Source organism: Flavobacterium sp. B167r (assembly GCF_056824315.1).
Map to the genome: position 1 here is coordinate 4,213,124 of NZ_CP124859.1, position 16,348 is coordinate 4,229,471.

The following is a 16,348-nucleotide window of genomic DNA, read 5'->3' on the forward strand; positions in this document are numbered from 1 at the left end:
AAAAAAGGCTCAATTTATCTCGAACAACAGCTTGTCATACGTTCTGATGCGAAATCTTCAAATTAATTGAGATTAACAAAACATTAAGTGTTAAAATACTGATAATTATCAGGTTGTTTTCTTCGCAGAATGAGTAAATTTGAGAGACAAACCTTAATTCTAAATACGATGAAAAAGATATTATTCCCTACCGATTTCTCTGATGCAGCTACCAATGCATTTGTCCATGCTTTAGAATTTGCTAAAGTTGTAAACGCCGAATTGATCTTACTTCATACATTCGAGATTCCGGTTTACGACAGCCAATTCTTCCCAGAGAATTATGCTTCAATATACAGTTCAATTGAGTTGGCAAAATTCGAAATGTTTAAGGATGAAATTCCTAAACTAAGAACAATTGCTATGGAACGCAATTTAGAAGACATTGTGATCAAACACCGTTTAATGGACGGTGATCTTATTTACAACCTCAAAAACGCAGTCGAAGAAGATAATATTGATTTTGTTATTATGGGTACAAATAGCGTTTCTGACTGGACGAAGTTTTTTACAGGTTCTAACACCGAATCTGTGATTTCTGGAGTAGAAGTTCCCGTTTTGTGCGTGCCTGTAGATGCTAAATACAAAAAAGTCAAAACAATTGGATTTACGACGCGTTACCGCGAAAAAGATAAAAAAGAACTGAAAAAAATCCTGAAAATCGCTAAAAAGACCGATGCTAAGGTGAAAAGTTTATATGTAAAAACATCTAATTCTGATGTTACAGATGAAATCAGAAAAGAATTTGAAAGAGAATTTACAGCAGAAAATGTTGAATTTTTAGTTTTGCCAAGTGATGACGTGAAAGAAACAATCCTAGATTTTGTACTTTACAAAGACATTGATATTCTAACGACGATTACGCACAAGCGTTCTTTCTTTGAAAGTCTTTTTGATTCAAGTTTCACGAAAAAAATATCAAAAGAGGTTCCAATTCCGATTTTGGTTATGCATGAAGATTAGTTTTAATACATGATAATTTTGTGACTTAAAAGCTATATTTGTATTTCAAGCAAACTATCAGAATGAAAGCATATTTAGACAACGTTACAAAATACTCAGAACGCTATAATAAAACCAACAAAAAATACAACAGCATAAGCCTTTTGAGGTTATTAAGTATTTTTCTTTTCTTGTTTTTTATGTTTTATTACATCAAAACAAACGAAATGCTTTATGTCACTCTAGCTGTTTTATCTTTTGCTGGTTTTATTTTTTTAATGAAAATGCATTCTCGCATTTCGTTTCAAAGATTACTGGCAGAAACACTGGTAAAAATTAATCAGAACGAAATTGCTTTCTTAAAAAGAGAAAAAACTCCTTTTGAAAATGGAGCTGAATTTATCGATTTTCATCATCCGTATGCGTACGATTTGGATATTTTTGGAGAGCATTCTTTGTTTCAAAATCTTAACAGAACTGCTTCTTTCATCGGAAAAAAAACACTTGCAGAATTACTGCTTCATACTCTTCCTGAAGCTGAAATTTTAGAAAATCAAGAAGCTGTAAACGAATTAAAAAATAAAATCGATTGGAGACAAGAATTTCAAGCGCTTGCTATAATTAGCGAGGATTCAAAATCTTCTTACGAAGCCATAAAACATTGGAATTCTTTTAAAAACAATTCACTATCTAAAGCTTTAGTTGCATTATCATTTATTCTGCCTATAACATTTTTCGGGTTTCTAGCAGCTTATTTTATTACCTCAAAAACGATTATACTTTCTTATTTAACGTATATTTTCATTGCCAATTTAATTGTTTTAGGAAGATCGGTAAAAAGAATTCAATCTGAAATAGCAAAAGCAGATAACGTCCATACGATCATAAAACAATATAGTTTATTGATTGAAAAAATTGAAAAAGAGTCTTTTCAATCTAAAAAACTAACTCATTTACAGGAACAGCTTAATTTTAAGAACGCTAAAGCAAGCCAGCATTTAAAACAGCTTTCTGAGTTATTTTCTCGAATGGATACGATAAGTAACTTTGTAACAGCAACATTATTCAACGGAACATTCTTATTTAATCTTCATGTTTTAAGAGCGCTTTTAAAATGGAAAGAAGATTATGCTTCTGAAATGAATCATTGGATTTCTATCATTGGCGAAATAGAAACTCTAAACAGCTTGGCGAATTTAGCCTACAACAATGAAGATTTTGTTTTCCCTGAAATCAATTCAGAATATAAAATAGAATTCAAAAATCTAAGTCACCCGTTACTTAATCCTGCAACAAGAATTGGAAATAACACTCAATTTCACCCGCAATCTTTTGTGATTTTAACTGGTTCGAACATGTCGGGTAAAAGTACGTTTTTGAGAAGCTTAGGAATCAATATGGTGCTTAGTGGAATTGGCTCAGTTGTTTGTGCATCAGAAGCTAAAGTCCATCCACTTTCAGTATTAGTTTCAATGAGATTATCTGATTCTTTATCAGATTCAGAATCTTACTTTTTTGCTGAAATTAAACGTTTAAAACAGATCATGGATGCACTTGATAATCAGCCTGCTTTCGTTTTATTAGATGAGATTTTGAGAGGCACAAATTCGGATGATAAACGAAATGGAACAATTGAAGTTGTAAAGAAAATAATTTCTAAAAAAGCTATCGGCGCAATCGCCACACATGATATTGAAGTTTGTCTTACTACAAATGAATATCCTGAAATTTTAACCAATCAATGTTTCGAAGTTGAAATTCAAAATAACGATTTACACTTCGATTATAAACTTAGAAACGGAATCTGCAAAAACAAAAGCGCAACGTTTTTAATGCAGAAAATGGGAGTTATTTAATGGTTGATAGTTGATAGTTTTTTGTTAATGGTTGATATGAAAAGTGAAATATGAGACGTAAAAAAAAGCTTTGTCAAAGTTTAAAACTTTGACAAAGCCGAATAACTTCTGGTTTTTGGAATTTACAATTAATTAATTTTCTTCATACATTTCCATCCATAAACGAGTTTCTTCCAAGTCAAGTTCTTTCTCTATTTTACGAAATATTTCTTCATTTACAGAACCTAATTTGTGCATAGATTCTAGTTTTGATCTTTCGACATTCAGCAAATCGATTTGAATTTTAGTGAAATCATTAAAAATTTCACCGCCAAGAAGTTTACCGTTTCCGAAGAAATTAGAAGGAAGTTCGGTTTTTTGGAGACGATTGAATTTTACTTCATATTTACTTTTTATATTATGAAGCAATTCATCGTTCAATAATGAAAAATTATCTTCTATGTGCGCGATAGTTTCTGAAACAATTACATTTCTAATATCATATTCTTCAGCGAGAATCGAATAACGCTCGATTTTCAGCTTCTTAATAAGCCAAGGAAGCGTAAGACCTTGGATAACCAAAGTCGAAAGAATAACGCAGAAAACTAAGTATATAATTAAATTTCGAAGCGGAAATTCTTCTGTTTTATTCAACATTAGCGGAAGCGCCAAAGCTGCAGCCATAGAAACCACGCCACGCATTCCTGACCAGCCAAAAATGATCATATTTCGATAATCAAAATCTTCTTTTTCACGAACCTTCTTGCTGATTATTCTCGGGAGCATTGTAGCTGGAATTACCCATAAAAAACGAACTAAAATAACTACAACACTTATAACCGCTCCCCAAATAAATAAAGAATTTCCAGAGTAATTACTGATTCCTTCAATAATTTGTCTTAATTGTAGTCCGATTAAAATAAAGATTAACCCATTTAGAATGTTGTTTAAAACGTCCCAAATCGTATTGGTCATGATTCGGCTTTCATGAGAAAAAATCGTTCCCGATCTCGCTGCCAGAAAAAGACCTGTTGTTACTACAGCCAAAACCCCCGACCCTTCAAAATGCTCCGCAATTAGATAAGAAGCAAATGGTGTTAATAGAGTAAGCGTTACTTCGATAATATCGTCACAGACAAATCTTTTATGGATATAAAACATGATATAACCAACAGCTAAACCAATTGCGATACCTAGAACAGACATTAAAACAAAATTTAATCCAGCTTGCCACAAAACAAAATTTCCTGCAGTAATCGCCGTAAGAGCATATTTGTACGCCACAAGACCACTAGCATCATTTACTAAACTTTCTCCTTCTAGAATCGCAATTAATCGCGGATTAAGTCCTAAACCTTTCGTAATTGCTGTTGCAGAAACCGCATCGGGAGGCGAAACAATTGCACCAAGCAAAAAAGCTAACGGCCAAGACATATCATCTATAAGCCAATGCGCAAAAACAGCAACTAATCCTGTCGTAAAAAAGACCAAACCAACAGCAGCAAAAGTGATCGGTCGAATAGATTGCTTAAAATCTGACCAGCTTGTATGCCACGCAGCATGATACAAAAGTGGCGGTAAAAACACAATAAACACGATTTCTGGACTCAAAGCAATCACAGGAAGTCCTGGAACAACACTAATCACAACACCACATAAAACCAAAACAATTGGAATCGGGAAATTATATCTTTTACTAACAAGGCTAAGAAAAGCGACGCCAAAAAGCAGCATTATAATAACGGTAATATTATCCATTTGAAGTGGTATTTATTAGATTTTGGATTATAGAATTTGGGTACTAAATTAAGATTTTATGACAACTAAATTAGATTAACCTTAAAAAAATAGAATTCTGATTTATTGACTTATGTCAAACTTTTTGGTTTCAAACAATTTTAGATTTGCTTCTTATTATTTCTAAAAAAGCTTTTATGATAATTACAGAATTAAGTCCGTTGGTGCAATTTGGAGTTTCGAGCAAAGAACGTGTTGAAAATGCTTTAGAACAGCTTAAAAATGGAAAAGGTGTTTTGGTGACTGATGACGAAAACCGAGAAAACGAAGGTGATCTTATATTTTCTGCTCATCATATGAACGTTCAGAATATGGCTTCAATGATTCGCGAATGCAGCGGAATTGTCTGCCTTTGTTTAACTAATCAAAAAGCTGACGAATTGGAACTTCCATACATGGTAAAAGAAAATACCAGCAGTTTTCAAACTCCCTTTACAATTACTATTGAAGCAAAAAATGGAGTTACAACAGGCGTTTCTGCAAAAGATCGAATTACAACTATAAAAACAGCGATTGCAACGAATGCAAAACCAGAAGATTTGGCAAGACCTGGACATATTTTTCCGCTTAGAGCTAATGACAAAGGTGTTTTAGGAAGAAATGGTCATACTGAAGGAAGTGTAGATTTAATGAAATTGGCTGATTTACAACCCGAAGCCGTTCTTTGCGAATTGATGAACGAAGACGGAAGCATGGCGAAACTAGACAAAATTATTAGCTTTGCACAAGAACACGATTTGGTGGTTTTATCAATTGAGGATATTATTTACTACCGCAAATTCGTTAGAGATTATAATTAAATGATATACGAACAGCTTGGCAATTCCATTCGAAAAAGCATTAACGTTTCTGATGAAGATTTAGAAACCATTCTTTCCTATTTTAAATTTGTAAAAAAGGAAAAAAATGAGATTTTGCTTGCGCAAGGCCAAGTCAGCCAAGAGACATTTTTTGTTGCTAAAGGCTGTTTGAGAATCTTTTTTATTAATGAAGAAGGAAAAGATGCAACTCGATACATTGCTTTTGAAAATCAGTTTGCTATGGCTTTAGTCAGTTTTATTACCAAAATGCCAGCCGCAGAAAATATTCAAGTTGTTGAAAAATCTGAATTGCTAAGTATTTCACACGAAGATTTTAATCATTTAATGAAAATTATTCCGGAATGGAGAACGTTTTACAGCAATTATTTGGAGAAAGCTTATGTGAATAATGCTAATCGTTTAATGTCTTTTACAACGATGGATGCTTTGGAGAGATATAATCAGCTTTTGAAAATAAATTCTGCGATTGTAAAAAGATTGCCTAATAAAATTGTGGCTTCCTATATTAATATTTCTCAGGAAACTTTGAGTCGATTGAAGTCGAAAGTTTAGATAAAATACTCTTTATTTGCATCGAAAATTTTATTTATTATCTACTTCAAAAAATATGGATAGAAAAAACGGAATTGATTTATTTAGACTCATTGGAGCACTGGCAGTAATGTGTATTCATGCATCGTACGGAAGCTTAAACTACGAATATGTTGCTAATTTAAAATTATTTTCGCGTTGGGCCGTTCCATTTTTTTTCCTCACATCTGGCTTTTTCTTAGGTCCAAAAATTGAACACAACGATCTTGATTTTAAGAGAATACAAAAAAATATAAGTCAGTTAATTTCTATCATATTGGTGTCTTCCATAATTTACCTCCCAATATGTTTTAAGACTAAAAGTATGCCTAAAAATATTGCCGATTTATTAGTTGGCATTCAGCCTCACCTATGGTTTGTGGGGTCATTATTAACAGGCTATATTGTAATTTGGTATTTACATTTCATTAAAAAAAACAAAATACTTCCTTACATTTCGGTTTGTATATTACTCGCTGCATTGTTAATCGATTCATATGACCAATTCTTTCATAAAAGTGTGGGCTTTTTTTCGGTTAGATTTGTATTATCAATTCCCTTTATGTATATCGGAATTATTGCTTCAAAAAAACATACTTATCAAGTAAGCAATAAATTATTAATTGGACTGATTTTAATTGGTTTTGCTATCCAATATTTTGAAACAGAACTCTTTTTAAAGCTTTTTAATTATCCGAAAATCAAGCACCAATTTTTAATTGGAACAATAATTAGTTCAATTCCTTTGTTTCTTTTTGCTTCTAAAATAAATCTACCCGAAAATAGATTTTCAGAATGGGGAAGAAAATATTCGCTTTTTATCTATTTATATCATCCAGCAATCTATTTCTTAATGTCACAAAATCTTAATAAAATAATTCCTCTCTATTCTGATTATATCATGATGTTTTCTCCAATTGTCGGTTTTATCATCCTAATAGCTCTTGCAATATTTTTAGAAAAATATTTACCTAAACTTTCTAATATCTTAAACGGAAATCTATAACCCATAGATTTTTTTATACTATAAAAAAAGCCGAATCTCAATTGATTCGGCTTTTTGATTTTTTATGATTCGCAACTACTGCAAGAAACAAGACTTGTTACTAATTCCTTTGAAACACTTTGGCTTCTTTGGTAGTACAAACTTTTCACTCCTTGCTGCCATGCTTCGATCATTAAACGGTTAACATCTTTAATTGCCAATTCTGCTGGAATATTAAGATTTAAACTTTGTCCTTGATCTACAAATTTCTGACGAATTCCTGCTTGCTGTACAATTTCTAATTGACTGATTTCTTTAAATGTTTTGAAAACATCTTTTTCTTCCTGAGTCAATTGCTCCATGTGTTGAACACTTCCTCCGTTAAGCATAATTCCTCTCCAAACTTCTTCGTTATCCAGACCTTTTTCTTCAAGCAATTTTTTAAGGTATTTATTTTTACGCATGAAATTACCTTTGCTCAATCCAGCTTTGTAATAATTACTGCTGAAAGGCTCAATTCCTGGCGAAGTTTGTCCTAAAATTGCAGAAGAAGATGTTGTTGGAGCAATTGCCATAGTTGTAGTATTACGTCTTCCGTAACCTTTTAACAATTCTGGTTCTCCGTAAATTCTAGCCAATTCCTGACTTGCTTTATCGGCTTTGTCGCTAATATGTTTGAAAATCTCTGTTGTTTTCATTTTAGCTTCCATTCCTTCAAACGGAATCATGTTTTTCTGTAAATAAGAATGCCATCCTAAAACACCTAAACCTAAAGCACGGTGTCTTTTAGCAAATTTATTCGCTGCAGAAAGATAATAGTTGCCTTCTGTTTTTTCGATGAATTCTTGCAAAACAGCATCTAAGAAAAAGATCGCTAATTTAACCGCTTCAGTGTCTTTCCATTCTTCGTATAATTCTAAATTCATAGAAGACAAACAGCAGATAAACGATTCATCATGAGTTGACGGAAGCATAATCTCACTGCACAAATTACTCGCATTGATTCTTAGGTTCTGATCTTTATAAACTTGCGGTTTATTTTTATTTACATTATCACTAAAGAAAATATAAGGCAAACCTTTTTGCTGACGGCTTTCTAAAACTTTAGCCCAAACTTGTCTTTTTTCTGCATCACCATCAATCATTTCCTGCATCCAGTAATCTGGCACACAGATTCCAGTAAACAAATTCTGAATTGGATTTCCGATACTTTTAATTTTCAAGAACTCTTCAATATCTGGATGATCAACATCCAAATAAGCGGCAAACGCGCCACGACGAACTCCACCTTGAGAAATGGTATCCATAGCAGTGTCGAAAAGTTTCATAAAACTTACCGCTCCACTACTCTTTCCGTTGTCTGTTACAGCACTTCCGCGTTCGCGCAATTCACCAAAATAACCAGAAGTTCCACCTCCAATTTTAGTTTGCATGATTACTTCTCCAAGCTTATGCGTAATTCCTTCAATTTTATCCGGAACGTGCACATTAAAACAAGAAATTGGCAACCCTCTTTCTGTTCCCATATTTGCCCAAACTGGCGAACTGATACTCATCCAGCCTCTTTCGATCATTTCCATGAAAGATTCTTTCAATTCTGGTTTGTACAACCTTTTAGCTGCAGCGGTACAAATTCTATCGATTGCTCCTTCAACCGTTTCTCCCTTTAAAAGATAACCGCGGTTTAAAATCTGCTCACTTTCAGAATTTTTCCACCACATTTTACTGTCGTTTTGTGGTTCAAAATTGGTATTTGCTGAGTTTGTGTCTATCGTATTCATATGTATTATGGGCTTGTATTAGAAAAGATCGTTTGCTGTGATACTCTTATCGTGTTTTGTATATTCTACCGGACGTTTCGCAAAGAAATCATCTAAACTGTTTGCAAAAACTTCTTCTTCAAACCAAGTCATTTTTGAATATTCTTCTGGAGAAACATTAAAAATTGTTTCGATATTGATTTGTTTCAAACTTTCATCAATTCTAAATTTCATGAAGTTTACCAAATCTTCTTTATTTATCGTTTCAATTGCTCCGTTTTCAAAAATCCAATCTAAAATATCAGCTTCAACTGTTATTGATTCTCTAACGGTTTCTCTAATTAATTCTAAAGTTTCTGCATCAAAATATTCAGGGAATTCTTCAAGGATTTTATTAATGATATAAATTCCGCCATTTGCGTGAATCTGCTCATCGATTGAAGTCCAAGCAATAATATTGCTCACATTCTTCATATATCCTTTGAATCTTGTGAACGACAACAAAATGGCAAATTGGCTGAAAAGAGAAACGTTTTCAATCAAAATACTGAACAAAATCAGCGAAACCATGTATTTTCTGTTGTCTTGAGATTTTGTGTCTTTCAATACATTCGAAAGATAATCTACACGTCTGCGGATTACAGGAACATCCAAAAGTTTTTCAAATTCATCATTATATCCTAAAACTTCCAACAAACGAGAATAAGCTTCAGAATGTCTGAATTCACATTCCGCAAAAGTAGTTCCTAATCCGTTGAATTCTGGTTTTGGAAAATGCTCATATATATTACCCCAAAAACTTTTTACAGCTACCTCAATCTGTGCAATTGCCAACAAACTATTTTTGATTGCTGTTTTTTCTGCCAAATCCAAATGCGCATGAAAGTCTTGCGTATCGGCAGTAAAATCTACTTCAGTGTGTACCCAATAAGCTTTATTAATTGCTTCGGTAAATTGCAGAACCTCAGGATATTCAAAAGGTTTATAATTGATTCTTTTATCAAAAATTGACATATATATAGAGTTTTAAGTGACTATTTTGAAATAGAAATTCGAGCGCTTATTTTGGGGAGTATTTAGCGTGATTTCTATAAATACAAATTTAACCCACAGTTCTTCTTTTGTCCAGTTTTTGATGTTAAAAATCAGCTCAATTATCAACAGTTTTCAAACTCTAAAAAATCGCTGTTTTTTTAATTTTATCAACATGAAAATAATAATCTGTAATTTACAATAAGCTAGTAGTTTCCCTAAAAATAATGCGAAGTTATCAACATGAAAAAAAGCGCTTTTTGAGGTCAAAAACGAAAACAGTTATCAACATTCATTTTTAAGAATGAGAAATCTGAAAGAGAATTTCAAAGCAAAAAAACGCTAGTTATTCATAATCATTCTAAACAATTAACAGTTGTTTAAACTTCATAACAAATTAAAAACCAGATATTTGCATTTTTAAAATTACTAAAAAATCAAGAAATCTTAGTAAAATCAGCACTTCAGAAACGAAGCATTGCAACATTTTTTGGCTTTTACTCTTATTATATCTCTAAAAGAGAAAAAACATTCTGAAATCATTTTTCAATTTAGAAAAACGAGCCGAATTAAAACAAAATTAAAATTGGCTTAAGGGATTCTTAATTTTTAGTAAAATACCGTCAAATTCCCTTTTTAGAGCAAATTATTCTTGGTTTAAGAATATTAATTTTTACATTTGTCTTTATTTTTATTTATTCTAAATAGAATAAAATATTCCCAAAAAATAAATATAATCTTGTACAATTCAATAACTATAAATTATCGAAATATGAAAAAGAATCTTTTTGTTTCTTTTGCATTTGCTGCGACTTTATTTGTAAATGCTCAGCAAAAAAACGCATTGCTAGATGCTGCTTTCTGGAAAACTTCTCCAACTATTGAAACGGTTCAAGCAGAAATCTCAAAAGGAAATAATCCAGCTGAAGCTAATGCAAATGCATTTGATGTTACAACTTTAGCTATTAATAATGACGCTCCTTTTGCAACAATCAAATTTTTAGTTGAGCAACCTGGAAATTCAATCACAAAATTAACTCACGATAATCGTATTTATTTGCACTGGGCTGCCTATAGAGGAAATACAGAATTAGTACAATATTTAATTGGTAAAGGTTCTGATGTAAATTTTGAAGACAGCCACGGAACTGCTCCTGCTGATTTTGCGGCTTCAAACGGTCAGTCAGATGCCGCGATGTACGATGCTTTCTTTAAAGCTGGACTTAATCCGACAAAAAAATATGCGAATGGCGCTAACCTTTTACTTTTAGCGATTGCATCTGATAAGGATTTAAAAGCTGCTGAATATTTTTCTACGAAAGGAATGTCTTTAAAAGATGTGGATAATGACGGAAATACTGCTTTTACTTACGCTGCAAGATCTGGAAATATTTCTCTTTTAAAGAAACTTTTAGAAAAAGGAATTAAACCAACAGATAACGCTCTTTTATTTGCAGCACAAGGAAGTCGTAGAGAAACGAACACTTTGGAAACTTATAAATATTTGGTTGAAGAAGTAAAAATTAAAGCGACTGCTCAAAATAAAACCGGACAAAATGTATTCCACTTTTTGGCTGGAAAACCAAATCAAACTGAAATCATTAAATATTTTTTAGGAAAAGGTGTTGATATAAACAAAGCTGATAAAGAAGGAAATACGCCAGTTATGGTAGCAGCTGGAGCTAGAGAAACTGCTGTTTTAGAATTATTTCTTCCTTCTGTAAAAAACATAAACGTTCAAAATTTAAAAGGAGAATCTGCTTTGACTTTTGCAGTTAGAAACGGATCTCCAGAAGCTGTAAATTTACTTTTAACGAAAGGTGCAGATGTAAACGTAAAAGACAAAGACGGAAATAATTTAGGCATTTATTTAGTACAATCTTATCGTCCTGCTGGAAGAGAAAAAGCGGCTACAGATCCTTTTGATGCTAAAGCTAAATTACTTCAAGACAAAGGGTTAAACCTTGCAGCTCCTCAAAAAGACGGAAACACTTTATATCATTTAGCGATTACTAAAAATGATGTTTCGTTACTTAAAAAAATCACTGATTTAAAAGCTGACATCAACGCAAAAAACAAAGATGGCTTAACTGCTTTACACAGAGCTGCAATGACTTCTAAAGATGATGCTATTTTAAAATACTTAGTTTCTGTTGGAGCTAAAAAAGATATCAGCACAGAGTTTGACGAAACGGCTTACGCTTTAGCGAAAGAAAATGACCTTTTAACTAAAAACAACGTTTCTGTTGAATTTTTAAAATAAACAATTAATTAATAATCAATATTTGAAATTCCAAATTCCAAAGTCTATTTTTGGGATTTGGAATTTGAATTTTAGAATTTAAATTACCAATCAATACAAATAAATTTTATGAAATCAATATTAAAAATTGCTCTTACAAGCGCTTTTATCTTCCTAGTTTCTTTTCAATCTCAAGCGCAATCAAGCAAATACAAGATTATGCTACAAATGAACAATTATATGGGAGAAGGTGCTTACATCGTTGTTTCTTTAGTTAATTCGGCTAATGAATACGAAAAAACGCTTTATGTAATGGGCGATGACAAAAAATGGTACAAATCTTTAAAAGAATGGAATAAATTTCACACTGCAAAATCAGAGGATATTAGTGCAAAAACTGGAGCTTCTGTAACGGGCGGTGATCGTAGTGTAACTACTATCGAAATCGAAAATTCTAAAATAAATAAAGGTTACAAATTACGTTTTGAGTCTGCTGTAGAAGATCAGAAATATTATGTAAGCGATCTTGAAATTCCGCTTACAACTGAAGGTCTTGCAGATAAAACTGATGGTAAAGGTTACATCAAATACGTAAGATTAAGCAAAATATAATCTGATTACATTTCTAGAATACACTCAATGACTCTTTCTTTTTGGCGTTACGCGCACTTGGCTTTGGCCTTATTTTCTTCTATTTTTTTGCTTTTGGCTTCGGTAACAGGAATCATTCTGGCAGTCGATGCAGTTCAGGAAAAAACACTTCCGTACAAGGCAGAAGATTTCAATAAAATAACTTTAGGCGAAACGTTGCCGATTTTAAAGAAAGAGTATTCTGAAATTACAGAATTAAGCGTCGATTACAATCAGTTTGTGACGCTTCAAGCTATTGATGCTGAAGGAAATGACGTTAAAGCATACATTGATCCAAAAACTGGAAAAGCATTAGGAACTCCTCAAAAGAAAACCGGATTCATCAATTGGATTACAAGTTTGCACCGTTCGCTGTTTCTTCATAAAGCAGGACGTTTTTTTGTGGGTGTAATTTCTTTTTGCTTGTTATTAATATCAATTTCAGGTTTCGTGCTAGTTGTAAAAAGACAACGCGGTATCCGAAATTTCTTTTCTAAAATAATCAAAGAATACTTTGCACAATATTATCATGTGCTTTTAGGAAGATTGGCTTTAATTCCGATTTTGATTATTTCACTTACAGGAACTTATTTATCCCTAGAAAGATTCAACTTTTTTATGGGCGAAGAAAAAGCAAAACCTGTAAAAACAGAACTTTCAGAGAAAGCGCAGACAACTTCAATTTTCAATACTACTTTATTATCTGATGTAAAGAAAATCGAGTTTCCTTTTACGGATGATCCTGAAGAGTTTTACATTATTGAATTGAAAGACAGAGAAGTTGAAGTCAATCAGGTTACAGGGGCTGTAATTTCTGAGAAGCTTTCGCCAATGAGAACTCAATTTGCGGCATTAAGCTTAGATCTCCATACGGGAAGAATCAACGGAATTTGGGCAATTATTTTAGCCATTGCCTGCATCAATATTTTATTCTTTATTTATTCTGGTTTCGCGATTACTTTAAAAAGAAGATCAAGCCGAATTAAGAATAAATTTAAAGCTAGCGAAAGTACTTTTATTCTTTTGGTTGGTTCAGAAAATGGAAGTTCGTTCCGATTTGCTAATTCGATTCAGAAACAATTAATCAATCACGGGCAAAAAGTTTTTGTCAGCGAATTGAATAAATATACTGCTTATCCGAAAGCAGAACATATTATTATTTTTACGTCCACTCATGGTTTAGGAGACGCGCCTTCAAACGGAACGCAATTCAAAACTTTATTAGAAAGACAAAATCAAAATCAGAATATTAAGTTCTCTGTGGTTGGTTTTGGTTCTAAATCATATCCAGATTTTTGCCAATTTGCAATTGAAATTGACCAGCTTTTAGGAAAACAAAAATGGGCAGATCGTTATTTAGATTTGCAGACTGTAAATGATAAATCGGCTGTTGAGTTTGTGGAATGGGTAAAATTATGGAGCGAAAAAACGGGAATTCCGTTGGCAACAACTCCATCATTATACAATCATGTTCCGAAAGGTTTGCAAAAATTAATGGTTTTGGATAAAACGCCAATTTCTGAAACCGAACATACTTTTATTTTGACTTTAAGAGCAAATTCAAGAACTAAATTTAGTTCTGGAGATTTATTGGCCATTTATCCTGCCAACGATTCTAGAGAACGCCTCTACTCGATCGGAAATCATTCTGGAAACATTCAGTTAGTTGTAAAACTTCATCCAAACGGATTAGGTTCTGGCTTTTTGAATGCTTTAGAACCTGGAAATGTCATAAAAGCTCAAATTGTAAAAAATCCAGCTTTCCATCTTCCAAAAAAAGCGAAAAAAGTAGCTTTTATTTCTAACGGAACGGGAATTGCTCCTTTCTTAGGAATGATCGAACAAAACAAAGCAAAACAAGAACTTCATCTCTACAGCGGATTTAGAATGGAAACGCCAACTTTAATGGCTTATAAAAAGTTTGCTGCCATAATGATTCAGAAAGAATATTTGGATAATTTTCATGTGGCGCTATCGCGTGAAGCAGAACATATTTATGTGATGGATTTGATTAAAAGAGATTCCTCATTCTTTACGAATTTATTTAAAAAAGGCGGTGTTGTTATGATTTGCGGTTCGCTTGCGATGCAAAAAGATGTCGAAGCTATTTTAAGTGAATTATGCATTTCAAAAGGATTAAAAACCCTTGAAGAATACAAAGCCAACAAACAATTTTTAACGGACTGTTATTAGAAAACAATATGTCAATCAAGTCTTGCTATCATAAAATTTTATTTCTTTTCGCAATTACTTGCTGTTTATCAGCGCATTCGCAAGTATTACGAAAAAGAACAACTTTGCTTATGGGCGGACGTTTTGATATTAGCATTGTCGATAAAGATTCGATTTCGGCAGAGCAAAATATTGATATTGTAATTGGAGAAATCGCCCGAATTGAAAATTTAATCTCCGATTGGAAACCAGATTCGCAAGTTTCTGAAGTCAATCAGAATGCTGGAATAAAACCCATAAAAGTAGATCTAGAAGTTTTCAAATTGGCACAAAGAGCGATTAAACTTTCTGAAATTACAAACGGTGGATTTGACGTTAGTTTTGCTGCTTTAGATCGCATTTGGAAATTTGACGGTTCGATGACCGAAATGCCTTCGGCGGAAGCCATAAAAAAATCGGTGGAGAAAGTTGGATACAAAAACATTATTTTAGACAGCACAGCATCGACTATTTTCTTGAGATTAAAAGGAATGAAAATTGGTTTTGGCGCTTTAGGCGAAGGTTATGCAACCGATAAATGCCGCGCCATGATGATTGCAAAAGGTGTTCAAGATGGAATTATAAATGGTTCTGGAGACATGAGCACTTGGGGAAAACAACCCAACGGAAAAGATTGGAAAATCGGAATTACAAATCCGTTTATGCCTGAAAAGATTTTGGCTGCTGTTCCGCTAAAAGAAGGCGCTGTAACTACTTCTGGCAGTTATGAAAAGTTTGTTGTTTTTAATGGAAAACGTTATTCGCATATTATAAATCCTGCAACTGGTTATCCTGCAACTGGTTTATGCAGCGTAACCGTTTTTGGTCCAAACGCTGAAACCGCCAACGGATTGAGTACTTCTATGATGGTTTTAGGACAGAAAGAAGGCTTACTTTTACTTCAAAAATTTCCTGATTACAGCTGTGTAATGATTACTGATAAAGGGAAAATTGTTAAGTCTCAAAACTTTGCTTATGAATTGTAAATTGTTAATGGTGAATTGTTAATTGTACCATTCTTTGTCTTTCTCAACGAAGTTATAAATCCTTTTTTAATATCGCAAAGGCGCTAAGGCGCAAAGTTTAATTTTTTTTGTCATTTCGACGAAAGGAGAAATCACACTAGTAATTCGACAAAGATTGGCGACATACCAAGTGGAATCTCTTGTGTGATTTCTCCTTTCGTCGAAATGATAAAAAAGACGTAAAAGATTAAAACATAGCCCAAGCTTTCAACCTTGGGAAACGTTTTTGTGGCAACATATTGTTAATTCCTTTGCGTTCCCAAGGTTGAAACCTTGGGCTATGTTTATATACCTTTTTTAATTCCTGAATTGCCTTCAGCTTTAGCTGGAGGTTTAAAATAAAAGATATGTGGAGGCTTTAGCCAAACTTCTGTTCGGCTAAAGCCTTTTTATTTGTGCTATAAAATAATCTCCAGCTAAAGCTGAAGGCAACTCAAAATAAGCTTTATCGCCTTGCTT

General features: G+C 32.9%; 12 protein-coding genes. 9 read left to right on the forward strand and 3 right to left on the reverse strand.

The annotated features are described in order from the left end of the window. Nucleotides 1-168 precede the first annotated feature (168 nt). Together QLQ96_RS18745 and QLQ96_RS18750 are read left to right on the forward strand one after the other, a co-directional pair. Entirely contained in the window at nt 169-1,002 is an 834-nt protein-coding gene (locus QLQ96_RS18745) for a universal stress protein (protein ID WP_482492433.1), read from the forward strand. A gap of 62 nt (nt 1,003-1,064) precedes the next feature. Continuing rightward, entirely contained in the window at nt 1,065-2,837 is a 1,773-nt protein-coding gene (locus QLQ96_RS18750; RefSeq protein WP_482492435.1) for a MutS-related protein, read from the forward strand. A 132-nt stretch (nt 2,838-2,969) separates the two neighbouring features. On the opposite strand, the gene QLQ96_RS18755 is transcribed toward QLQ96_RS18750, so the two are convergent. Next, complete coding sequence (locus QLQ96_RS18755; protein WP_482492436.1) at nt 2,970-4,574, reverse strand: Na+/H+ antiporter; 1,605 nt, start codon at nt 4,572-4,574, stop codon at nt 2,970-2,972. Nucleotides 4,575-4,750: 176 nt separating this feature from the next. On the opposite strand from QLQ96_RS18755, the gene ribB reads away from it, so the two are divergent. Genes ribB through QLQ96_RS18770 form a run of 3 tightly spaced genes read left to right on the forward strand, consistent with a single transcriptional unit; the run spans nt 4,751 to nt 7,010 of the window. Beyond that, entirely contained in the window at nt 4,751-5,413 is a 663-nt protein-coding gene (ribB, locus tag QLQ96_RS18760; RefSeq protein WP_482492438.1) for a 3,4-dihydroxy-2-butanone-4-phosphate synthase, read from the forward strand. Next, nucleotides 5,414-5,986, forward strand: coding sequence for a Crp/Fnr family transcriptional regulator (locus tag QLQ96_RS18765; RefSeq protein ID WP_482492439.1), 573 nt, complete (start codon nt 5,414-5,416; stop codon nt 5,984-5,986). Nucleotides 5,987-6,041: 55 nt separating this feature from the next. After that, entirely contained in the window at nt 6,042-7,010 is a 969-nt protein-coding gene (locus QLQ96_RS18770; RefSeq protein ID WP_482492440.1) for an acyltransferase family protein, read from the forward strand. Nucleotides 7,011-7,072: 62 nt separating this feature from the next. Here QLQ96_RS18770 and QLQ96_RS18775 read toward each other — a convergent pair whose 3' ends face one another. Together QLQ96_RS18775 and QLQ96_RS18780 are read right to left on the reverse strand one after the other, a co-directional pair. Further along, nucleotides 7,073-8,770 carry a ribonucleoside-diphosphate reductase subunit alpha gene (locus tag QLQ96_RS18775; RefSeq protein ID WP_482492441.1) on the reverse strand — a complete coding sequence of 566 codons (1,698 nt, stop codon included), beginning with the start codon at nt 8,768-8,770 and terminating at the stop codon, nt 7,073-7,075. Between the two features lie 18 nt (nt 8,771-8,788). Next, nucleotides 8,789-9,763 (reverse strand): ribonucleotide-diphosphate reductase subunit beta, encoded by a 975-nt coding sequence (locus QLQ96_RS18780; protein ID WP_482492442.1) that lies wholly within the window; start codon nt 9,761-9,763, stop codon nt 8,789-8,791. 790 nt (nt 9,764-10,553) lie between these two features. Here QLQ96_RS18780 and QLQ96_RS18785 point away from each other — a divergent pair. The 4 genes from QLQ96_RS18785 (at nt 10,554) to QLQ96_RS18800 (ending at nt 15,850) form a co-directional block, all read left to right on the forward strand. Next, nucleotides 10,554-12,044, forward strand: coding sequence for an ankyrin repeat domain-containing protein (locus QLQ96_RS18785; RefSeq protein ID WP_482492443.1), 1,491 nt, complete (start codon nt 10,554-10,556; stop codon nt 12,042-12,044). Between the two features lie 108 nt (nt 12,045-12,152). Further along, a complete protein-coding gene (locus tag QLQ96_RS18790) occupies nt 12,153-12,635 on the forward strand; it encodes a DUF2271 domain-containing protein (RefSeq protein WP_379698770.1) in 483 nt (160 codons plus the stop codon). Nucleotides 12,636-12,662: 27 nt separating this feature from the next. Further along, nucleotides 12,663-14,846 carry a PepSY domain-containing protein gene (locus tag QLQ96_RS18795; protein ID WP_482492445.1) on the forward strand — a complete coding sequence of 728 codons (2,184 nt, stop codon included), beginning with the start codon at nt 12,663-12,665 and terminating at the stop codon, nt 14,844-14,846. An 8-nt stretch (nt 14,847-14,854) separates the two neighbouring features. Next, on the forward strand, nt 14,855-15,850 hold the full coding sequence (locus QLQ96_RS18800) for an FAD:protein FMN transferase (protein WP_482492447.1): 996 nt from the start codon (nt 14,855-14,857) through the stop codon (nt 15,848-15,850). The last annotated feature ends 498 nt before the right edge of the window (nt 15,851-16,348 follow it).